The sequence below is a fragment of the Acinetobacter wanghuae genome (assembly GCF_009557235.1).
Lineage (GTDB): Bacteria > Pseudomonadota > Gammaproteobacteria > Pseudomonadales > Moraxellaceae > Acinetobacter > Acinetobacter wanghuae.
Window position 1 is genome coordinate 897,048 of the sequence record NZ_CP045650.1, and the last position, 22,099, is coordinate 919,146.

A 22,099-nucleotide genomic window follows, 5' to 3' on the forward strand; every position below is an offset into this window, starting at 1 on the left:
CACGTTTTGAAAATTGGTTTGCTTATACTGATGTTGGTGTTTATCGCGATTTTAATCGGCTTGTTTATCTTAAGCTATAAAATGCTCAAAAAAGTCCGTCGTGAAGAACAACCGTCAAAATCAGTTGAATATCAGTTGCATCCAAAATTAAAAGCAGAAATGGAAAAACGTAAATCGGACAAGTAATAGCAAAAAGCTGAACTTAAAGTTCAGCCTCAATAGTTTTTGTCGGAATTCTAACTGCACCAAATTCAAAGCGATCTGGCCAATTACAGACATCGGACACGATGCATTCATTACATTTTGGCTTACGGGCAATACAACAATAACGACCGTGTAAAATCAGCCAATGATGTGAATCAATGATGAATTCTTTTGGAATGACTTTGACCAAACGATGCTCAACTTCAAGCACATTTTTACCGACCGCCAAGCCTGTACGATTACCTAAACGGAAAATATGTGTGTCGACTGCCATAGTAGGCTGACCAAAGGCAGTATTGAGCACCACATTGGCTGTCTTACGCCCTACACCGGGTAAAGCTTCTAAATCCGCACGATTGCTAGGGACCACGCTGTTATGACGCTCTATGAGCATCTGACAGGCTTTAATCACATTTTCAGCTTTGGAATTATAAAGTCCAATGGTCTTGATATAACTTTTGAGTCCTTCAACGCCTAGTGCATAAATGGCTTCTGGTGTATTGGCCACTGGGAAAAGCTTATCCGTGGCTTTGTTGACACTGACATCTGTCGCTTGGGCTGATAAAGTGACTGCCACCAAAAGTTCAAATGGATTTGAATAATTTAATTCAGTCTTTGGATTTGGACGCTGCTCACGTAAGCGTTCAAAAAAGGTCTGAATTTGTTTTTTGGTCATATTTTTTACAGGTTTTGTGCTTAATGTGCTCATATCTTTAAGCCTGTAAATTATTTAATTGTGCGTGTAATTCGCTGAGTAAAGTACGTTTATTGGCATCTTCACGTACGGATAACTGCTTTTCAAGCTTTTTAATTTGGGTACGTAATTTGGCCAGTTCGAGCATGGTTTTACTATCTAAACCAACTATAACTTGTGCAGGTTTTTCAACTACTTCAAAGCGCTTGTACGGGTTTAATCTGATTCGAAAATTGGGCAAAAAGTTCAGTGTTGATTTCAGCGCGTACCACAGGACCTTTACGATCAACGCGGCGTTTTTCCTCGCGTTGAATATGTGCATAATAACGATTGCGCAAATTATTCTGTTCTTCAATTTTTGCATTTTCAGTCATTAAGGGCTGTGTATCTTCAACTAGATCAATACAGTCCACTGGACAGGGTGGAATACATAATTCACAGCCCGTACACAAGTCTGTTAGAACGGTGTGCATGAGTTTACCTGAGCCAATGATGGCATCGACAGGACAGGCATTAATGCATTTGGTGCAGCCAATACATTCATCCTCACGAATCAAAGCTTTCATACGTTGTGGACGCCCATCTGCTTGAATAGGCCAAACACTTGGCTCCGCAGGTAAAGGTGCCCGATTCAGTAGCTCAGCTAAAGCATCCGCCACAGGTTGACCGCCTGGCACGCATTTATTGGCTGCCTCTCCTTGGCTAATGGCGTTAGCATAAGGTAAGCAGCCATCACGATGTCCACATAAGCCACATTGAGTTTGTGGCAGCAATGCATCGATGGATTGAATAAGAGAAACGTGCAAATTCATGATAAACCAAGGTCGCTCAGAAGGCGTAGTACGAGTAGATGTTAGGGGATATGTCGAATTTCTAATTTTATCATGATTTTATTGAACAATGGTGTGCACAAATAAGATACACTTCATGCATTAAAAGTAAGCATAAAGATTCAATTAATAGTTGATTAGATAGATTTTTTTGATGTCATTATTTTTATTCATAATAAATATAAATATTTGTTATTGAAATTATTTTTAACATTATTTAAAAAAACTATTGTAGATTGGTTACAAAAGATATTTAATATTTTGCGCCAAAATTTAACATTGATTGTAAATTTGACCAATTTTGATCCATTTTCTGCTGAGGATTAAGCGTTGAAATACAACACACTTAATGAGTTCCTAGATTACGTAAAATCACGTGATGCATATCAACCAGAATTTCTTCAAGCTGTTGAAGAAGTGATGACCAGTTTGTGGCCTTTCATCAAAGAAAATCCGCAATACGCTGCTCACGGTTTACTAGAACGTCTAGTTGAGCCTGAACGTGCGATCCAGTTCCGCGTGGCATGGGTAGATGACCAAGGTCAAACCCAAGTTAACCGTGCTTTCCGCGTTCAATACAACTCGGCTATTGGTCCATTTAAAGGTGGTATGCGTTTCCACCCGTCAGTGAACCTTTCAATCCTAAAATTCTTAGGTTTTGAACAAACATTTAAAAATGCTTTAACCACATTGCCAATGGGCGGTGGTAAAGGTGGTTCTGACTTCGACCCTAAAGGTAAGTCAGAAGGCGAAATCATGCGTTTCTGCCAAGCTCTCATGATTGAGCTTTATCGTCACCTTGGCTCTAACACCGATATTCCTGCAGGGGACATCGGTGTAGGTGGTCGTGAAGTTGGCTATATGGCGGGTATGATGAAGAAGCTCAGCAATGACACTTCATCTGTATTCACCGGTAAAGGCTTAACTTTCGGTGGTTCTTTGGCTCGTCCAGAAGCAACTGGCTTCGGTACTGTGTATTTCGCTGAGGAAATGCTTAAGACCCGTGGCGAAAGCTTCAAAGATAAAGTCGTGACCATTTCCGGTTCAGGCAACGTTGCGCAATATGCTGCTGAAAAAGCGATTTATTTGGGTGCGAAAGTGGTTTCACTTTCTGACTCTGCAGGTACTGTTCACGTAAAAGATGGCTTTACAGAAGCATTGCTTGCTGAAGTCATGGAACTGAAAAACGTGAAACGTGGTCGTATCTCTGAATTCGCCTCTAAGCATGGTTTTGAGTACTTAGAAGGACAACGTCCTTGGGGTATTAAATGTGATATCGCATTGCCGTGTGCTACTCAAAATGAGTTGGATGCGGATGATGCTGCTGCGCTTCTTGCAAATGGCGTGATCTGTGTCGCTGAAGGCGCAAATATGCCTTCAACATTGGCTGCTGTAGAGAAATTCGTTGAAGCGAAAATTCTTTATGCACCAGGTAAAGCATCGAATGCAGGTGGTGTTGCCACTTCTGGTTTAGAAATGTCTCAAAATGCATTGCGTTTGGGCTGGTCTTTCGAAGAAGTAGACGAACGTCTTCATGCAATCATGAAAGAGATTCACCGTAACTGTGTGAAATACGGTACAAAAGAAGATGGTACTGTGAACTATGTTGATGGTGCAAATATCGCAGGCTTCGTAAAAGTGGCTGATGCTATGCTTGCTCAAGGCGTATTCTAAGTCCTGAGCTATTTAATAAAAAAACCGATGCCTAGGCATCGGTTTTTTTATATCAGTCGATAAGTTTTGTTGTTTTCTATAATTTAACTAGAGTGAACCTTTAATCGCTTCACGTTCTACTGCCATATCATAAATATAAGCATATTTAGATTGATCTGCTGCTGGGTTCTTAATTTCAAAACGTTTTACGCGAATGATTTGACGTTCATTCGGCGTATGTTGGAAGCCTTGAATTTGGTCGTAAAATAAAGTCCAGTCTTTATCGACTTGGGTTTTAATGCCTGATTCATTGTATTTAATTTCTTTGACTTGCAAGCAGGTTTGTCGTGCGACACCCGTGCATTGCTTGGTCTGAGGTGAGATCTCGAGGAAAATGGTGTCTGCCTGACCTTGGTATTGCGTTTCAGATGTCATTTTACCTGTGAAGACATAACGCTGACCATTGGTAGTCATGAGGGTTAAGGTCGGTGCATTGGCATTAGCGGTCTCTAGCACAAAAGGCACAGTCTTGTTAAAAATTTGTCCAGCAAGCTGTTCTTGCTTCATGGCTTCATTATTACACGCCATCATGCTCGACATCAGATTACCGATGACCAATTGATTTGAGTCTACTTTCCAAGCGCCACCGAGCGTATTACACGTGGTTGCAACACTAAAACGCCCCTCAGCATCAAACTTCGCGATCATATGCTTCGCGGCACCCGTATCTAAATGCCACTCATATGCGCTTAATGTTTTAGACGGATTTTGTTGCTGGAGAATAGTCACAACATTGTCTCCAAATTTTTGCATATCTGAACTTTGACATGCAGCGAGACCTAAAGGGAGGAGGGCTAAAATAAGGTATTTGAATTTCATTGATATAAAAATCGTCTGAGTGGATCAGATTTAAATATAAACGAATGTTTTTATTAAAGAATGGATACATTTTGAGGATTTAGGTATCAAAATGTATCCAATGAGGTTTTACAACGTTTGGTCAGGTGTTGAGACGGGTAGAATTATCTGTGTCGAGAGCACTTAATCGAAGCGGTAAATATCCATGCCCAAAGAACCCATAGTGAAACTGCTATGTACCAAGCTAAAACGTTCACCGGTGCCCATTGAGAAGAACAGTGGGGCAAAGTGTTCAAGGGTTGGATGATTACGCTCGACGTAAGGAATGTTCTTCCAATCCAGTACGGCATCAAAATCACGATGACTCAGTTTTTGAACCACATAATTTCTAAATGTAGATGCCCACTCAGGCACAGCACTCTCGCCACCATGACGATTAAGTTCACGCAGATTATGTGTAATGCTGCCTGAACCAATCAATAAAATTTGCTGCTCACGTAACACGCTAAGCGTTCGACCAATCTTAAAGATGTCATCTGCTGTCATGGAAATCGGAAGCGAAATTTCAACCACAGGAATATCGGCTTCAGGATACATATGCAATAACGGCATCCATACGCCATGATCGCGGGGGCGTGAATTATTGGCATACGCTGTCAAATTGGCATCAGCAAATCGTTTTAAAATCTGCTCTGCCAGTTCAGGTTGACCCGGTGCAGGATAGCGCATCTGATACAGTTCTTCTGGGAAGCCGCGAAAGTCATGCCAAGTCTCAGGGCGGATACTTGTACTTACTTCTAGTGCGTTACTTTCCCAGTGTGCGGACATGACAATAATTGCTTTTGGCTTTGGTAAGTTTTCACCCAAACGCTCCAAGGCTGGACCCACTTGTTCAGGGTTCAATGCCAACATTGGTGAGCCGTGAGAAATATAAAGGCCAGGGAGTGTTTGTAAGTTCATAATTCCAAACCAGTTGAAGAGATTTAGTGATAATGCACTAAAAAGAACGTGAATAAGAGAGGGTTAAACTCAACAGATCGTTGCATTTAAGCAACGACTTCAGAATTTTTTAGCCTGCACGATGGTAAGGGTGATTATTATTAATACTCATTGCACGATATAGCTGCTCAATGAGCATTACACGTACCATCGGGTGTGGGAGTGTGAGTTTAGACAGTGACCAATGCCATGCCGCAGCTTTACGAACGGCTTCTGAGTGACCGTCTGGACCGCCAATCGCCAACACGACATCATTGCCTTCTAGCATCCACTCTTTCATAGTATCAGCTAGTTTTTCTGTGCTAAATTCGCGACCACCGACTTCAAGGGCAATTAAGACTTCATTATGCTTCATTGCATTTAAAATGCTATCACCTTCGATATTTCGGTATTTTAAAATATCGGCTTCTGAATCATTTTTGCCACGTTTTGCCATCGGTAACTCAATGATTTGAGTTTGTACAAAGGGCTGAATACGTTTGAAATAATCTTCAAAACCTGTCAGCACCCATGCAGGCATTTTTTGACCGATGGTCAGAATACGAATTTTCATAATTTACAAATTTTTAAAGCTTATGTGAATTATACCTTGAATTAAGAGTGCGCTTGCATAATTGTGTACGCCAGCTTTATTTTCTTATGTGAACAAATAATCGGGAATGGTGACATAATTTCAATTTCCTCAACGTATTGTTAACTCAGTATTTTAGATTTTTGACATAAAAAAAAGAGTGCCGAAGCACTCTTTTTTATTGAGTTAAACTTAGTGACGAGCAGCTTTGCCTTCATCAACAGCTTTAACAATCGGCGCTTTCACCAAGGGTTTTGGTACCGAAACCAACGCAAGTGGTAAAATGTCATCAATTGATTTCACTGCTTTGATTTCCAAGCCTTCCTTCACATTGTCAGGAATCTCAGATAAATCACGCACATTCTCTTGTGGAATAAACACAAGTTTCACACCACCACGATGTGCAGCGAGCAGTTTCTCTTTTAAACCACCAATACGCATGGCACGACCACCAAGACTGGTTTCACCGGTCATTGCAATGTCAGGACGAATCGCAATTCCTGTAAATGCAGAGACAAGGGCAGTCGTTAGAGCAAGACCAGCAGACGGACCATCTTTTGGTGTTGCACCTTCAGGTAAATGCACATGCACGTCAGTTTCTTCAAAACGTGATGCTTCAATACCAAGTTCATCCGCGCGTGTGCGTACTACAGTCAAGGCAGCGGTAATCGATTCTTTCATTACATCACCGAGCGAACCCGTCGTAATGAATTTACCTTTACCTTTCACAGCTGCAACTTCAATCGTGAGCAGTTCACCACCCACAGAGGTCCACGCTAAACCATTGACACGACCCACTTGCGCTTCATCTTCCGCAATACCGAAGTCGAATTTGTGTGGACCAAGGTAGTCAGGTAGATTTTTCGAGGTCACTTCAATTTGAAGATTTTTCGCTTTTTTGCTGACGGCTTCTTTGACCACTTTACGCGCAATCTTCGATACTTCACGTTCAAGACTACGCACACCCGCTTCGCGTGTATAACGCTGTACGATGTCGCGAATCGCTTCTTCATGCACAGTTAATTCTTTTGCACGTAGACCATTGTTCTTAATTGCTTTTGGCACTAAGTAACGGTCTGCAATATTCACTTTTTCATCTTCGGTATAACCCGGTAGACGAATCACTTCCATACGGTCAAGCAATGCTTCAGGAATGTTCATGCTGTTTGCAGTACAAATGAACATCACTTCAGATAAGTCGAGATCAAGATCGAGATAATGATCGCTGAACTTACTGTTTTGTGATGGATCCAAGACTTCAAGTAATGCAGACGCTGGGTCACCACGGTAATCTTGTGCCATCTTGTCGATTTCATCGAGCAAGAACAGTGGGTTTTTCACACCAACTTTTGTCAAAGATTGCACGATTTTACCTGGCATTGCGCCAATGTAAGTACGACGATGACCACGGATTTCCGCTTCATCACGTACGCCACCAAGCGCCATACGCACAAACTCACGACCTGTTGCTTTCGCCACAGATTCACCTAGCGATGTTTTACCTACACCCGGAGGACCAACCAAGCACAGAATAGGACCACGCAGTTTTTTCACACGTGATTGCACGGCTAGGTATTCCACAATGCGATCTTTCACATCATCGAGACCATAATGATCGGCATCTAAAATATCTTGCGCTTTCGCCAAATTGATGCTGACTTTGCTGGCTTTATTCCAAGGTGTATCTAAAATCGCCTCGATATAGTTACGCACCACAGCCGCTTCACTTGAAGCAGGTTGCATCGCTTTTAACTTACGGAATTCAGCTTCGGCTTTCTTACGCACATGTTCTGGTAAATCCGCTTCAGCAAGACGTTTTTCAATTTCTTGAATATCATCTTCAGCGCCACCATTCATGTCAGAAAGTTCGCGTTGAATGACTTTCATCTTTTCATTGAGGAAGTATTCGCGCTGATTTTTTTCCATCTGACGCTTCACAGAGTCATGCAAGGTTTGCTCAATCTGTTGTTCTTCAGATTGTTGCAATAAATAGGTCATGACTTCAGTTAAATGCGCTTCAAATGCATCGTGCTCAAGGAACTTTTGTTTTACATCAATGTTCAGCGGCACACGCGTTGCGACAAAGAACAATAATTGCAATAAGTCTTCAATTTTATTGGCAGCTGTAATGAGTTCGCGTGCATTACGTAATTTTGCTTCTGCATATTGAGCGAAAAGAGCACGAAGTTCTTGTAGACGTGTTTCTTGTGCATCTTCATCGACAGTCACAGTCATTGGGCTAAGTTCATGCTCAGCAGTCAAATATTCTGTTTGATCAATAATTTTAGTCAGTTTTGCACGATGCAAACCTTCGATCAGAACTTTTATACAGGTATCGTCATTTTCATGATTTACAACTTGCACAATCTTAGCGACTGTACCGTATTGATAAAGATTATCGTGGTCAATTTCTTCTGTAAGGGAATCTTTTTGTGCAACTACAAATACCAGATTGTCACTGTTACGAGCCACATCAACTGCATTGATCGATTTTTCACGACCAACGAACAGCGCAATTTGCATGTGTGGATAAACAACAACATCACGTAGCGCTAAAAGGGGTAGTACGCTTGGAATCTCAAGTTCTAAGCTTTGTTCATTCATCATATTCTCAGACATGGGCACTCCTAATGAGTGACAAAAAAATTTGTCATATTTTTATAGTGATGGGTAATTTAAAAATTACAAGGGCAGCACAAAGTAAATTGTTTAAAAACTGAATCATTATGTGAATTTAAGCATGACGCACTCTTAGAAACTAGCAAATCAACGTTTAAAACGCAAAGATGTTTCGGGTGTAATCAAGGCATCTAATGGCTGATCCCATGGTTGACGAATAAATGTTTGCTGCACAAGTTGAAAATGATGTGCGATCCCGAGTCGATAAGGACGATAAGGCGCGCTTGCTAGGGTACGATCATAATAACCACCACCCATTCCAATACGTGAGCCTAAAGTATCACATGCCAATAACGGTAGAATTAACAGGTCTAAATGAGAAACGTGTAAACCCCGTGTTGCCATGGCTTGCTGCATACCTAAACGATGATAGGCAAAACGTCGATTTCGGTATTGTTGTTTTGAAATTTCCACCCAAACAAGACGTTGATTCATATTACAAATTAAAGGTAAAAAAACTTTTTTATGTTGTTTAAAACAATGTTCGATGATCGCTTGAGTTTGAATTTCTCCGAAGGCGTCAAGATAGATTCCAATCGCATGACTCTGCTTAAAAATAGCATTTTCTCTTAATTGATGAAGTACTTTTGTAGCCGATTGCTTTTGCTGAAATGTAGACAATTTACGACGTTGCTTACGTATTTTTTTTCTTAGCGTTTGGAAAGTTTCAGACATAGTTAGGTGTAACAAGGAGTTTATTTTAGTGTAACGCTTCTTTGATTAAATTCAATTCTGACAAATTAAAATTAGACTCAAATAATTATATATAAAACTTAAAATTAATTAGAAAATCTTAATTATAGTTTGCGAAAGTATTCGGTTGTTACCTGCAGATTCTATCCTGAATATCAGTTATCACCAGTTAGAAATTAGAGGTTAAGTACTTATACGCATATCGCATACATATATTACAAATAGATAATACTAAAAATAGGATATTGATTAATATAACTACATAAATCAACTATATCATCATTTTTTTATGATTATTAAAATATTGAAAAATAAATATTTATGGTTAAAACATCATCATTTTTAATCAATTTGGTTAAATTCTAATTAATTGTATTAATTGTGTGAAAAACCCACCAATTAGCTAGATATACAATTAAAAGAAAAAGAGATAATTATACGTGGTTCATATTTAATAGTGTGATAAGTATCACGTTATTTATTTTAAGGCATGAGTATAAAGTTAATCGGATTTTATACATTTAATATTTTCTAAACTTTTAAGTTTATTGGGCGGATTTTTGATATGCAGAAGCAAGTCATTTCTAAAAGTACATGGGTAAGTAAATTAGTGGATGACAACATCATTCAATTAACTGAAAACTCAGTTGTCATGATTGATGTAACAGAAGATCAAATTGAAAAAATTGAAATGGTTGGTAACCAACTTAAAATTACTTTAAAAAATGGTGAAGTGATTATTGTTGATAGTTTTGATCCATCATTCAATGATATTGTCATTCGTACAAGTGATTCAGAATTATTTTTATATGATTTTCCAACAGCAAAATATAATGCGCTAGAAAAATTAGAATTATTAATGGAAAGTGTTCCAAGCTCAGCAAGTTTTGTGGACGTTTGGCCGTTGGCTGGAATGGGTTTAGGAGCGATTGCACTTGGATTAGCAGCAAAAGAAGGTTCTGATTCAAAAGAAGAAAACGAGAATGCTTTAAATGAAGCAAAAGATGCGCTAGAACAAGCAATTACTGATGCTGAATCAACACTTGACAGCTTAACTGGTGCAGAAAAAGAAGCAGCAGAACAAGCGATTGAAGATGCACAAAATGCATTGGCAGACGAAACAGCAACAGCTGAAGATCTAGCACAAGCTCAAAAAGACCTTGACGCAGCAATCAAAGAAGCTGAAACAGCACAAGCTGATAAAGATGCTGCGCAAGTTGAAGCAGAACAAGCTCTTGATGAAGCAAAAGATGCGCTAGAACAAGCGATTGTCGATGCTGAATCAACACTTGATAGCTTAACTGGTGCAGAAAAAGATGCAGCAGAACAAGCGATTGCTGATGCAAAAGATGCCTTAACAGCAGAAGATGCAACCGTAGATAGCCTAGAGCAAGCAGCGCAAGATCTTGAATCAGCAATCAAAGAAGCTGAAACAGCACAAAAGGACAAAGACACTGCGCAAGTGGAAGCAGAACAAGCCCTTGATGAAGCAAAAGATGCACTTGAAAAAGCCATCAAAGATGCTGAATCAACACTTGATAGCTTAACTGGTGCAGAAAAAGAAGCAGCAGAACAAGCGATTGCTGATGCAAAAGAGGCCTTAACAGCAGAAGATGCAACGGTAGATGGCCTAGAGGAAGCTCAGACTGATCTTGAATCAGCAATCAAAGAAGCTGAAACAGCACAAGCTGATAAAGAAGCAGCACAAGTTGAAGCAGAACAAGCTCTTGATCAAGCAAAAGATGCACTTGAAAAAGCCATCAAAGATGCTGAATCAACACTTGATAGCTTAACTGGTGCAGAAAAAGAAGCAGCAGAACAAGCGATTGCTGATTGCAAAAGATGCCTTAACGCATGAATCAACGGTAGATGGCCTAGAGGAAGCTCAACTGATCTTGAATCAGCAATCAAAGAAGCTGAAACAGCACAAGCTGATAAAGAAGCAGCACAAGTTGAAGCAGAACAAGCTCTTGATCAAGCAAAAGACGCGCTAGAACAAGCAATTACTGATGCTGAATCACAACTTGACAGCTTAACTGGTGCAGAAAAAGATGCAGCAGAGCAAGCGATTGCAGATGCAACAGATGCCTTAACAGCAGAAGATGCAACCGTAGATAGCCTAGAGCCAGCACAAACTGAGCTTGAATCAGCGATCAAAGATGCTGAAACAGCACAAGCTGATAAAGACACTGCGCAAGTGGAAGCAGAACAAGCATTAGATGAAGCAAAAGATGCGCTAGAACAAGCGATTGTCGATGCTGAATCAACACTTGACAGCTTAACTGGTGCAGAAAAAGGTGCAGCAGAGCAAGCGATTGAAGATGCACAAAATGCATTGGCAGACGAAACAGCAACAGCTGAAGATCTAGCACAAGCTCAAAAAGACCTTGACGTAGCAATCAAAGAAGCTGAAACAGCACAAGCTGATAAAGAAGAAGCAAAAGGCGCGCTTGAACAAGCGATTGCGAAAGCAGATGCAGCATTAACTTCAGAATTACCAAGATTAGATGGTGCAGAACGTGAAGCTGTAATTGCAGAGAAAGCAAAAGCTGAAGCGGCATTAGATAATGCGTCTTTAACTGCGGATGAATTGCAGGTTGCGGCAGATACATTAGTTAAAGTTGTAGAAGATGCTGTTAAAGCTGAGCAAGTTGAAGATGCAGCAGAAGAAGCACAAGCCTTAGCTGAAGCAAAAGCAGCATTAACTGATGCGATTGCGAAAGCAGATGCAGCATTAACTTCAGAATTACCAAGATTAGATGGTGCAGAACGTGAAGCTGTAATTGCGAGAAAGCAAAAGCTGAAGCGCATTAGATATGCGTCTTTACTGCGGATGAATTGCAGGTTGCGGCAGATACATTAGTTAAAGTTGTAGAAGATGCTGTTAAGCTGAGCAAGTTGAAGATGCAGCAGAAGCGGCTGCAGCAGCAGATAAATTAGCAGCAGAAGACACAAGCCTTAGCTGAAGCAAAAGCAGCATTAACTGACGATTGCGAAAGCAGATGCAGCATTAACTTCAGAATTACCAAGATTAGATGGTACAACGTGAGCCGTATTAGTTTGAGAAAGGCAAAAGCTGAAGCGGCATTAGATAATGCGTCTTTAACTGCGGATGAATTGCAGGTTGCGGCAGATACATTAGTTAAAGTTGTAGAAGATGCTGTTAAAGCTGAGCAAGTTGAAGATGCAGCAGCAGATATTAGCAGCAGAAGAAGCACAGCCTTAGCTGAAGCAAAAGCAGCATTAACTGATGCGATTGCGAAAGCAGATGCAGCATTAACTTCAGAATTACCAAGATTAGATGGTGCAGAACGTGAAGCTGTAATTGCAGAGAAAGCAAAAGCTGAAGCGGCATTGGATAATGCGTCTTTAACTGCGGATGAATTGCAAGTTGCGGCAGATACATTAGTTAAAGTTGTAGAAGATGCTGTTAAAGCTGAGCAAGTTGAAGATGCAGCAGAAGCGGCTGCAGCAGCAGATAAATTAGCAGCAGAAGAAGCACAAGCCTTAGCTGAAGCAAAAGTAGCATTAACTGATGCGATTGCGAAAGCAGATGCAGCATTAACTTCAGAATTACCAAGATTAGATGGTACAGAACGTGAAGCCGTATTAGTTGAGAAAGCAAAAGCTGAAGCGGCATTGGATAATGCGTCTTTAACTGCGGATGAATTGCAAGTTGCGGCAGATACATTAGTTAAGTTGTAGAAGATGCTGTTAAACGCTGAGCAAGTTGAAGATGCAGCAGAAGCGGCTGCAGCAGCAGATAAATTAGCAGCAGAAGAAGCACAAGCCTTAGCTGAAGCAAAAGCAGCATTAACTGATGCGATTGCGAAAGCAGATGCAGCATTAACTTCAGAATTACCAAGATTAGATGGTGCAGAACGTGAAGCTGTAATTGCAGAGAAAGCAAAAGCTGAAGCGGCATTAGATAATGCGTCTTTAACTGCGGATGAATTGCAGGTTGCGGCAGATACATTAGTTAAAGTTGTAGAAGATGCTGTTAAAGCTGAGCAAGTTGAAGATGCAGCAGAAGCGGCTGCAGCAGCAGATAATTAGCAGCAGAAGAAGCACAAGCCTTAGCTGAAGCAAAAGCAGCATTAACTGATCGATTGCGAAAGCAGATGCAGCATTAACTTCAGAATTACCAAGATTAGATGGTGCAGAACGTGAAGCTGTAATTGCAGAGAAAGCAAAAGCTGAAGCGGCAGTTAGATAATGCGTCTTTAACTGCGGATGAATTGCAGGTTGCGGCAGATACATTAGTTAAAGTTGTAGAAGATGCTGTAAAGCTGAGCAAGTTGAAGATGCAGCAGAAGCGGCTGCAGCAGCAGATAAATTAGCAGCAGAAGAAGCACAAGCCTTAGCTGAAGCAAAAGCAGCATTAACTGATGCGATTGCGAAAGCAGATGCAGCATTAACTTCAGAATTACCAAGATTAGATGGTGCAGAACGTGAAGCCGTATTAGTTGAGAAAGCAAAAGCTGAAGCGGCATTAGATAATGCGTCTTTAACTGCGGATGAATTGCAAGTTGCGGCAGATACATTAGTTAAGTTGTAGAAGATGCTGTTAAAGCTGAGCAAGTTGAAGATGCAGCAGAAGCGGCTGCAGCAGCAGATAATTAGCAGCAGAAGAAGCACAAGCCTTAGCTGAAGCAAAAGCAGCATTAACTGATGCGATTGCGAAAGCAGATGCAGCATTAACTTCAGAATTACCAGATTAGATGGTGCAGAACGTGAAGCTGTAATTGCAGAGAAAGCAAAGCTGAAGCGGCATTAGATAATGCGTCTTTAACTGCGGATGAATTGCAGGTTGCGGCAGATACATTAGTTAAAGTTGTAGAAGATGCTGTTAAGCTGAGCAAGTTGAAGATGCAGCAGAAGCGGCTGCAGCAGCAGATAAATTAGCAGCAGAAGAAGCCACTTAGCTGAAGCAAAAGCAGCATAACTGATGCGATTGCGAAAGCAGATGCAGCATTAACTTCAGAATTACCAAGATTAGATGGTGCAGAACGTGAAGCTGTAATTGCAGAGAAGCAAAAGCTGAAGCGCATTAGATAATGCGTCTTTAACTGCGGATGAATTGCAGGTTGCGGCAGATACATTAGTTAAAGTTGTAGAAGATGCTGTTAAGCTGAGCAAGTTGAAGATGCAGCAGAAGCGGCTGCAGCAGCAGATAAATTAGCAGCAGAGAAGACACAGCCTTAGCTGAAGCAAAAGCAGCATTAACTGATGCGATTGCGAAAGCAGATGCAGCATTAACTTCAGAATTACCAAGATTAGATGGTGCAGAACGTGAAGCCGTATTAGTTGAGAAAGCAAAAGCTGAAGCGGCATTAGATAATGCGTCTTTAACTGCGGATGAATTGCAGGTTGCGGCAGATACATTAGTTAAAGTTGTAGAAGATGCTGTTAAAGCTGAGCAAGTTGAAGATGCAGCAGCAGATAAATTAGCAGCAGAAGAAGCACAAGCCTTAGCTGAAGCAAAAGCAGCATTAACTGATGCGATTGCGAAAGCAGATGCAGCATTAACTTCAGAATTACCAAGATTAGATGGTGCAGAACGTGAAGCTGTAATTGCAGAGAAAGCAAAAGCTGAAGCGGCATTAGATAATGCGTCTTTAACTGCGGATGAATTGCAGGTTGCGGCAGATACATTAGTTAAAGTTGTAGAAGATGCTGTTAAAGCTGAGCAAGTTGAAGATGCAGCAGAAGCGGCTGCAGCAGCAGATAAATTAGCAGCAGAAGAAGCACAAGCCTTAGCTGAAGCAAAAGCAGCATTAACTGATGCGATTGCGAAAGCAGATGCAGCATTAACTTCAGAATTACCAAGATTAGATGGTACAGAACGTGAAGCCGTATTAGTTGAGAAAGCAAAAGCTGAAGCGGCATTAGATAATGCGTCTTTAACTGCGGATGAATTGCAGGTTGCGGCAGATACATTAGTTAAAGTTGTAGAAGATGCTGTTAAAGCTGAGCAAGTTGAAGATGCAGCAGCAGATAAATTAGCAGCAGAAGAAGCACAAGCCTTAGCTGAAGCAAAGCATTAACTGATGCGATTGCGAAAGCAGATGCAGCATTAACTTCAGAATTACCAAGATTAGATGGTGCAGAACGTGAAGCTGTAATTGCAGAGAAAGCAAAAGCTGAAGCGGCATTGGATAATGCGTCTTTAACTGCGGATGAATTGCAAGTTGCGGCAGATACATTAGTTAAGTTGTAGAAGATGCTGTTAAAGCTGAGCAAGTTGAAGATGCAGCAGAAGCGGCTGCAGCAGCAGATAAATTAGCAGCAGAAGAAGCACAAGCCTTAGCTGAAGCAAAAGTAGCATTAACTGATGCGATTGCGAAAGCAGATGCAGCATTAACTTCAGAATTACCAAGATTAGATGGTGCAGAACGTGAAGCTGTAATTGCAGAGAAAGCAAAGCTGAAGCGGATTAGATAATGCGTCTTTAACTGCGGATGAATTGCAGGTTGCGGCAGATACATTAGTTAAAGTTGTAGAAGATGCTGTTAAAGCTGAGCAAGTTGAAGATGCAGCAGAAGCGGCTGCAGCACAGATAAATTAGCAGCAAGAAGCACAAGCCTTAGCTGAAGCAAAAGCATTAACTGATGCGATGCGAAAGCAGATGCAGCATTAACTTCAGAATTACCAAGATTAGATGGTGCAGAACGTGAAGCCGTATTAGTTGAGAAAGCAAAAGCTGAAGCGGCATTAGATAATGCGTCTTTAACTGCGGATGAATTGCAGGTTGCGGCAGATACATTAGTTAAAGTTGTAGAAGATGCTGTTAAAGCTGAGCAAGTTGAAGATGCAGCAGCAGATAAATTAGCAGCAGAAGAAGCACAAGCCTTAGCTGAAGCAAAAGCAGCATTAACTGATGCGATTGCGAAAGCAGATGCAGCATTAACTTCAGAATTACCAAGATTAGATGGTGCAGAACGTGAAGCTGTAATTGCAGAGAAAGCAAAAGCTGAAGCGGCATTAGATAATGCGTCTTTAACTGCGGATGAATTGCAGGTTGCGGCAGATACATTAGTTAAAGTTGTAGAAGATGCTGTTAAAGCTGAGCAAGTTGAAGATGCAGCAGAAGCGGCTGCAGCAGCAGATAAATTAGCAGCAGAAGAAGCACAAGCCTTAGCTGAAGCAAAAGCAGCATTAACTGATGCGATTGCGAAAGCAGATGCAGCATTAACTTCAGAATTACCAAGATTAGATGGTACAGAACGTGAAGCCGTATTAGTTGAGAAAGCAAAAGCTGAAGCGGCATTAGATAATGCATCTTTAACTGCGGATGAATTGCAGGTTGCGGCAGATACATTAGTTAAAGTTGTAGAAGATGCTGTTAAAGCTGAGCAAGTTGAAGATGCAGCAGAAGCGGCTGCAGCAGCAGATAAATTAGCAGCAGAAGAAGCACAAGCCTTAGCTGAAGCAAAAGCAGCATTAACTGATGCGATTGCGAAAGCAGATGCAGCATTAACTTCAGAATTACCAAGATTAGATGGTGCAGAACGTGAAGCTGTAATTGCAGAGAAAGCAAAAGCTGAAGCGGCATTAGACAATGCGTCTTTAACTGCGGATGAATTGCAAGTTGCGGCAGATACATTAGTTAAAGTTGTAGAAGATGCAGTGAATGCTGAATCTGTGGAAGATGCAGCAGAAGCGGCTGCAGCAGCAGATAAATTAGCAGCAGAAGAAGCACAAGCCTTAGCTGAAGCAAAAGCAGCATTAACTGATGCGATTGCGAAAGCAGATGCAGCATTAACTTCAGAATTACCAAGATTAGATGGTGCAGAACGTGAAGCTGTAATTGCAGAGAAAGCAAAAGCTGAAGCGGCATTAGACAATGCGTCTTTAACTGCGGATGAATTGCAAGTTGCGGCAGATACATTAGTTAAAGTTGTAGAAGATGCAGTGAATGCTGAATCTGTGGAAGATGCAGCAGAGGCACAAGCACAAGCTGAAGCAGCAGCAAAAGCGGAATCAGAAGCACTAGAAGCAGCGAAAGCAGCATTGGGTAAAGCAATTCAAGCTGCAGAAGATGCGTTAAGTACAACAGCTAAGCCACAATTGGATGGCGATGAACTTAAAGCTGTGTTGATTGAAAAAGCCAAAGCTGAAGTGGCATTTGAAAATGAAGCTTTAACTGCAGCGCAATTAAAAACTGCAGCAGATACATTAAATAAAGTTGTAGAAGATGCAGTGAATGCTGAATCTGTGGAAGATGCAGCAGAGGCACAAGCACAAGCTGAAGCAGCAGCAAAAGCGGAATCAGAAGCACTAGAAGCAGCGAAAGCAGCATTGGGTAAAGCAATTCAAGCTGCAGAAGATGCGTTAAGTACAACAGCTAAGCCACAATTGGATGGTGATGAACTTAAAGCTGTGTTGATTGAAAAAGCCAAAGCTGAAGTGGCATTTGAAAATGAAGCTTTAACTGCAGCGCAATTAAAAACTGCAGCAGATACATTAAATAAAGTTGTAGAAGATGCAGTGAATGCTGAATCTGTGGAAGATGCAGCAGAGGCACAGCACAAGCTGAAGCAGCAGCAAAAGCGGAATCAGAAGCACTAGAAGCAGCGAAAGCAGCATTGGGTAAAGCAATTCAAGCTGCAGAAGATGCGTTAAGTACAACAGCTAAGCCACAATTGGATGGTGATGAACTTAAAGCTGTGTTGATTGAAAAAGCCAAAGCTGAAGTGGCATTTGAAAATGAAGCTTTAACTGCAGCGCAATTAAAAACTGCAGCAGATACATTAAATAAAGTTGTAGAAGATGCAGTGAATGCTGAATCTGTGGAAGATGCAGCAGAGGCACAAGCACAAGCTGAAGCAGCAGCAAAAGCGGAATCAGAAGCACTAGAAGCAGCGAAAGCAGCATTGGGTAAAGCAATTCAAGCTGCAGAAGATGCGTTAAGTACAACAGCTAAGCCACAATTGGATGGTGATGAACTTAAAGCTGTGTTGATTGAAAAAGCCAAAGCTGAAGTGGCATTTGAAAATGAAGCTTTAACTGCAGCGCAATTAAAAACTGCAGCAGATACATTAAATAAAGTTGTAGAAGATGCAGTGAATGCTGAATCTGTGGAAGATGCAGCAGAGGCACAAGCACAAGCTGAAGCAGCAGCAAAAGCGGAATCAGAAGCACTAGAAGCAGCGAAAGCAGCATTGGGTAAAGCAATTCAAGCTGCAGAAGATGCGTTAAGTACAACAGCTAAGCCACAATTGGATGGCGATGAACTTAAAGCTGTGTTGATTGAAAAAGCCAAAGCTGAAGTGGCATTTGAAAATGAAGCTTTAACTGCAGCGCAATTAAAAACTGCAGCAGATACATTAAATAAAGTTGTAGAAGATGCAGTGAATGCTGAATCTGCGGAAGATTTAGCATTAGCAAAAGCTCAATTACAACAACTATTGGCAAAAGCAGTTTTAGCTTTAGATGATTCAACATTAGAAATGGATCGAGATAAGCTAATAGTTGAAACAGCTTTAGCGCAACAACTACTGGAAGCTAATTCGTCAACAGTTGAAGAAATTCAAAGTGCCTCTAAAAACTTAGAAACATTACTATCGAATATTTCTAATCCTTATCTTGGTGATGTAACCATTGCGGATGATGGATTGTCAATATCTGGTCAATTGACACCGGGTAGTAAAGTAGTCATTGAATATGAGGGCAATTCACAAGTTGTAACGAGTAATCTTGATGATGGTCGTTTCAATATCATATTGACCGCACCACTTGTAGATGGTCAAGAAGTAATAGTTACAGAGTTAAACGGTAAAGAAGTTCTAGGAACAACAGATCTTATCTATGAAGATGGTGCGGTTGTTGTTGGAGAGACGATTATCGCCGATGATGGTAAATCAGTATTAGTACAAGGTGAACCGGGTGCTTCTGTAGAAATTAAACATGAGGGTAAACTTATCGGTCATGGTGTAATGAGCAAAGATGGCACAGTTAATATTGTATTAGATAAAGCATTGCTAAACGGTAATCAAATCACTTTATCTTATGAAGATATTAAAGGTAATACAGCAACTAATACTGCAGTCTATACAGATAATATAGATCCAGACTTGAATGAAGTTGAGTTTGTACTAGTTGATGAAACTAATTTATCTATTTACGATGATACGCTTGCAAATCAAGTCGTAGAGTTTGAGTTACTTAACTTACCATTGGATTCTCAACAAGTTAAAGTCTTTGTTGGTGGAGTTCAGGCGACCAACTACGGTGATATTTATGGTAAATGGACAGTTACATTACCAAGTGACTTGATCATGAAGCAAGATGGTAGCTTGCCAGTTGTTATTTCAGTCACTGAAACATCAGGAAATAGCACACAAGATTATCAGTTAGATAACTTAAGTTATGAAATACTATCTTCATATCCAACAGATATTCTTGAACATGAAATATTTGCACGAGTAGACATCACACCACAGTCTAGTCCACTCTTTATTTCAGGTGATAATCCATACAAAAACTTAGAGGCTAAAGTTGTTGGACTCACCTTGGGTGGTGTTCTATCTGCTGATGTAATTCAAACGCTTAATGGTATTGATTTCAATATCGAAGAGGGTAAAACGTGGAGTTTCGACTTCGATTATACCTTGCATAGCTTATTAGGTGTCAGCGCAATCAACGTTGTGCTTTATAAAGAGCAAGTGAATGCAGATGGAACAATCTCTTGGGTATCTGAAACTGTCGGTGGCGGTGTTGTCGGTGGCGGTCTATGGATTGGGTCTACAGAAACTCTTCACATTTCTAATTTGACTTCGGGTACCTATAAGTTAGTCGCAGGTACAGGTAAAGCAGGAATTAGTGTTCTTGGTGCGATTTCTACAGAAATGAAAAATATTGAAGTAGAAACTTGGACAGATCCTGCGTCAAATATATATGAGGCTTTAGCGTATACAGGTAATGCTTTCCTTGATTTATTAGAAAAGACGAATGATCTAAACTTCAATCCTACAAATAATAACGGGCTTACCATTACCAAGGTCTACTTCGGTAAAGAAAATCCTAATTTAACTGTAGTGGCAGAAGAAGGTTATACTGAAGTAGTAGGTCAGTACGGATCATTATTCGTTGCTGCAAATGGTGATTATTATTACCAAGCGAAAGCAGAAGCGAAGGGTTTAGGTCTATATGATGAACCATTTACATTAGTGTATGGTAATGATCGTGACCATGATGGCAAAGCTGACCAAAATGGGACTAAAGTAATTACAGGTGGTATTCAATTAACGGTGGGGATTGATAGCCCAGATATGGACTATGAGTGGAACAAAAATGAAATTCCTGTTGGAACCACTTATGCGCTAGATGATGTAAATCAAGTAGATGTTGCATTAGGTAATAATTATTCTACTGATGTACACGATAGCGCTAATTTACTTGAATCTAAAAAACAAATTGGATCGTATACTCAAGATAAGCAGTATTCGACAGTAGCTTACTCAAGTGATGCGCATGGTTTTAAATTTACTGTCAAAGATCATACACTTGAAAAATTAAGTAATCCCACTTTTGAAATTACATCTCTAGACAGTAAGCCATATAGCTACGTTATTTATAAATTAAATCAACTTAATACAAGTGAGACTGTGTTTGAAATTGTTGATCAAGGAGTGATTGAGGACAAACAAAGCTTTGGTAAAAATTTAATTTTAAGTGGTGGGGATTATGAAGTCATTATGTACAATGGTTCTTCAACACCTGACTTCAAGGTAAATTTTGATAAAGAATTAATTTCACAAGTAATTCACTCAGAGGTTGACCTAAAATCTTACAAATCATTTAACTTTAATTTTGATTTAAATCCAAACGAGTATGGTGTAATTGAAATTCAGCAAGTTGATATTGATACAATTCTTACTAATTCTTCAACGAATTGGACACTTTACAAGAATGTCAACGGTATTGAAACTAAACTTAGTTCTGGAGTTGTTAAGGACTTAGATGGTTTAAATATTTTTGAATGGGATAACAAAGGCAAAAGTGAATATCTAAGTAGTGGTATTTATCGATTAGAATTTGATAAAGATATCCAAACACTATCAGTTGTTAGTAAAGCCGTTAATCAATATGAGTTTAGTATTCTTAAAGAAGAAGGGACCTATACTCAAGCCAAAGGTGTATTGCTCGCTAATGATAAATACGATGTAAGAACCGTTAAGCTTCAAATTGAAGTGAACGGTGAAATGCAGCGTGTGAACACGGTTCCGCTGTCAACTACTGATGGTGTAACAACTGTTCAAGGTGAGTTTGGTCAACTTCAACTTTGGTCAAATGGTTACTATATCTATACACCTGATGTAAACAAAATTGGCATTAATGCAATTGGTCAGTCAGATAAATTTGACTATGCATTTACAGATCTCACAGGACAAATGAAAGAGGCAACACTGACTATTAATATTGGTGGTATAGGTGCTGTGATCAAACCTGCTGGTGAAACTGACATCCTTTTAGAAGGTACAGCCAATAGCGAAATGTTGGTAGCTAACGAATTCAATAATGTAATTCATGGTAATGGTGGTTCAGATACCTTAGTTTACAAATTATTGAATGAAGCAAGTGTAACTGGTGGTAATGGTCAAGATATTTGGACTGATTTTGCAGTAGGTAATGTCATAGAAGATGATGCTGATGCGATTAATGTGCAAGAATTACTCATTGATCAAACAGTTGCTAATATTAATGACTTTATTGAAGTACGTTATGATTATCAAAAGGATGCAGTAACTGTATCTATTGACCGAGATGGTGCAGGGACTGGATATGAACAAACTGATCTAGTTACTCTAACGGACTTTAAGAAACAGAATGCGGATGTAGTATTCACATCGAATGATGATCTTCTCAATCTGTTAATTGCAAATGGTCAAATTATTTATTAATTTAAGCTAAATA

The 22,099-nt window shown here is 40.2% G+C and carries 17 protein-coding genes and 1 pseudogene; 9 read left to right on the forward strand and 9 right to left on the reverse strand.

The genetic code is table 11. The annotated features are described in order from the left end of the window. The first annotated feature begins 6 nt into the window (after positions 1-6). Complete coding sequence (locus tag GFH30_RS04080; protein ID WP_153371028.1) at positions 7-186, forward strand: hypothetical protein; 180 nt, start codon at positions 7-9, stop codon at positions 184-186. Between the two features lie 16 nt (positions 187-202). Here GFH30_RS04080 and nth read toward each other — a convergent pair whose 3' ends face one another. Together nth and GFH30_RS04090 are read right to left on the reverse strand one after the other, a co-directional pair. Continuing rightward, complete coding sequence (gene nth / locus GFH30_RS04085) at positions 203-913, reverse strand: endonuclease III (RefSeq protein WP_153371029.1); 711 nt, start codon at positions 911-913, stop codon at positions 203-205. 4 nt (positions 914-917) lie between these two features. Beyond that, a pseudogene (locus tag GFH30_RS04090) lies at positions 918-1,710 on the reverse strand (RnfABCDGE type electron transport complex subunit B). Between the two features lie 348 nt (positions 1,711-2,058). On the opposite strand from GFH30_RS04090, the gene gdhA reads away from it, so the two are divergent. Continuing rightward, positions 2,059-3,402, forward strand: a complete 1,344-nt coding sequence (gdhA, locus tag GFH30_RS04095; protein WP_153371030.1) for an NADP-specific glutamate dehydrogenase — start codon at positions 2,059-2,061, stop codon at positions 3,400-3,402. 87 nt (positions 3,403-3,489) lie between these two features. Here gdhA and GFH30_RS04100 read toward each other — a convergent pair whose 3' ends face one another. From GFH30_RS04100 to GFH30_RS04120, 5 genes are all read right to left on the reverse strand, one after another. Beyond that, on the reverse strand, positions 3,490-4,260 hold the full coding sequence (locus GFH30_RS04100; protein WP_153371031.1) for an META and DUF4377 domain-containing protein: 771 nt from the start codon (positions 4,258-4,260) through the stop codon (positions 3,490-3,492). Positions 4,261-4,422: 162 nt separating this feature from the next. Next, positions 4,423-5,199: a dioxygenase family protein gene (locus tag GFH30_RS04105; RefSeq protein WP_153371032.1), complete on the reverse strand. Its 777-nt coding sequence runs from the start codon at positions 5,197-5,199 to the stop codon at positions 4,423-4,425. 109 nt (positions 5,200-5,308) lie between these two features. Further along, entirely contained in the window at positions 5,309-5,791 is a 483-nt protein-coding gene (gene rlmH, locus GFH30_RS04110) for a 23S rRNA (pseudouridine(1915)-N(3))-methyltransferase RlmH (RefSeq protein WP_153371033.1), read from the reverse strand. Positions 5,792-6,001: 210 nt separating this feature from the next. Then, positions 6,002-8,428, reverse strand: a complete 2,427-nt coding sequence (gene lon / locus GFH30_RS04115; protein WP_153371034.1) for an endopeptidase La — start codon at positions 8,426-8,428, stop codon at positions 6,002-6,004. Positions 8,429-8,575: 147 nt separating this feature from the next. Continuing rightward, entirely contained in the window at positions 8,576-9,163 is a 588-nt protein-coding gene (locus GFH30_RS04120; RefSeq protein ID WP_153371035.1) for a 5-formyltetrahydrofolate cyclo-ligase, read from the reverse strand. Between the two features lie 583 nt (positions 9,164-9,746). On the opposite strand from GFH30_RS04120, the gene GFH30_RS04125 reads away from it, so the two are divergent. The 4 genes from GFH30_RS04125 (at position 9,747) to GFH30_RS04140 (ending at position 13,237) form a co-directional block, all read left to right on the forward strand. After that, on the forward strand, positions 9,747-11,039 hold the full coding sequence (locus tag GFH30_RS04125; RefSeq protein WP_153371036.1) for a BapA/Bap/LapF family prefix-like domain-containing protein: 1,293 nt from the start codon (positions 9,747-9,749) through the stop codon (positions 11,037-11,039). Between the two features lie 339 nt (positions 11,040-11,378). Further along, positions 11,379-12,044: a hypothetical protein gene (locus GFH30_RS04130; RefSeq protein ID WP_153371037.1), complete on the forward strand. Its 666-nt coding sequence runs from the start codon at positions 11,379-11,381 to the stop codon at positions 12,042-12,044. Between the two features lie 182 nt (positions 12,045-12,226). Further along, positions 12,227-12,886 (forward strand): hypothetical protein, encoded by a 660-nt coding sequence (locus tag GFH30_RS04135; protein WP_153371038.1) that lies wholly within the window; start codon positions 12,227-12,229, stop codon positions 12,884-12,886. Between the two features lie 3 nt (positions 12,887-12,889). Further along, a complete protein-coding gene (locus GFH30_RS04140; RefSeq protein ID WP_153371039.1) occupies positions 12,890-13,237 on the forward strand; it encodes a hypothetical protein in 348 nt (115 codons plus the stop codon). A gap of 207 nt (positions 13,238-13,444) precedes the next feature. Here the strand turns inward: GFH30_RS04140 and GFH30_RS04145 are convergent, their stop codons facing one another. Beyond that, complete coding sequence (locus GFH30_RS04145; RefSeq protein WP_153371040.1) at positions 13,445-13,879, reverse strand: hypothetical protein; 435 nt, start codon at positions 13,877-13,879, stop codon at positions 13,445-13,447. A 665-nt stretch (positions 13,880-14,544) separates the two neighbouring features. Between GFH30_RS04145 and GFH30_RS04150 the strand changes: the two genes are divergently transcribed. Beyond that, positions 14,545-15,228 (forward strand): hypothetical protein, encoded by a 684-nt coding sequence (locus GFH30_RS04150; protein ID WP_153371041.1) that lies wholly within the window; start codon positions 14,545-14,547, stop codon positions 15,226-15,228. A gap of 162 nt (positions 15,229-15,390) precedes the next feature. Here GFH30_RS04150 and GFH30_RS04155 read toward each other — a convergent pair whose 3' ends face one another. Further along, a complete protein-coding gene (locus GFH30_RS04155) occupies positions 15,391-15,669 on the reverse strand; it encodes a hypothetical protein (RefSeq protein WP_153371042.1) in 279 nt (92 codons plus the stop codon). A gap of 256 nt (positions 15,670-15,925) precedes the next feature. Here GFH30_RS04155 and GFH30_RS04160 point away from each other — a divergent pair, with 256 nt between their 5' ends. Continuing rightward, a complete protein-coding gene (locus tag GFH30_RS04160; protein ID WP_153371043.1) occupies positions 15,926-17,752 on the forward strand; it encodes a hypothetical protein in 1,827 nt (608 codons plus the stop codon). Between the two features lie 17 nt (positions 17,753-17,769). Beyond that, positions 17,770-22,086, forward strand: a complete 4,317-nt coding sequence (locus GFH30_RS04165) for an Ig-like domain-containing protein (protein ID WP_153371044.1) — start codon at positions 17,770-17,772, stop codon at positions 22,084-22,086. The last annotated feature ends 13 nt before the right edge of the window (positions 22,087-22,099 follow it).

What these genes read in the sequence shown, in the direction of transcription:
- lon (WP_153371034.1), bottom strand. Translation starts at nt 8,428, where the DNA reads ATGTCTGAGAATATGATGAATGAACAAAGCTTAGAACTTGAGATTCCA.
- GFH30_RS04100 (WP_153371031.1), bottom strand. Translation starts at nt 4,260, where the DNA reads ATGAAATTCAAATACCTTATTTTAGCCCTCCTCCCTTTAGGTCTCGCT.
- GFH30_RS04155 (WP_153371042.1), bottom strand. Translation starts at nt 15,669, where the DNA reads ATGTATCTGCCGCAACCTGCAATTCATCCGCAGTTAAAGACGCATTAT.
- GFH30_RS04145 (WP_153371040.1), bottom strand. Translation starts at nt 13,879, where the DNA reads ATGCTGCATCTGCTTTCGCAATCGCATCAGTTAATGCTGCTTTTGCTT.
- rlmH (WP_153371033.1), bottom strand. Translation starts at nt 5,791, where the DNA reads ATGAAAATTCGTATTCTGACCATCGGTCAAAAAATGCCTGCATGGGTG.
- GFH30_RS04140 (WP_153371039.1), top strand. Translation starts at nt 12,890, where the DNA reads ATGCTGTTAAACGCTGAGCAAGTTGAAGATGCAGCAGAAGCGGCTGCA.
- GFH30_RS04125 (WP_153371036.1), top strand. Translation starts at nt 9,747, where the DNA reads ATGCAGAAGCAAGTCATTTCTAAAAGTACATGGGTAAGTAAATTAGTG.
- GFH30_RS04120 (WP_153371035.1), bottom strand. Translation starts at nt 9,163, where the DNA reads ATGTCTGAAACTTTCCAAACGCTAAGAAAAAAAATACGTAAGCAACGT.
- GFH30_RS04105 (WP_153371032.1), bottom strand. Translation starts at nt 5,199, where the DNA reads ATGAACTTACAAACACTCCCTGGCCTTTATATTTCTCACGGCTCACCA.
- nth (WP_153371029.1), bottom strand. Translation starts at nt 913, where the DNA reads ATGAGCACATTAAGCACAAAACCTGTAAAAAATATGACCAAAAAACAA.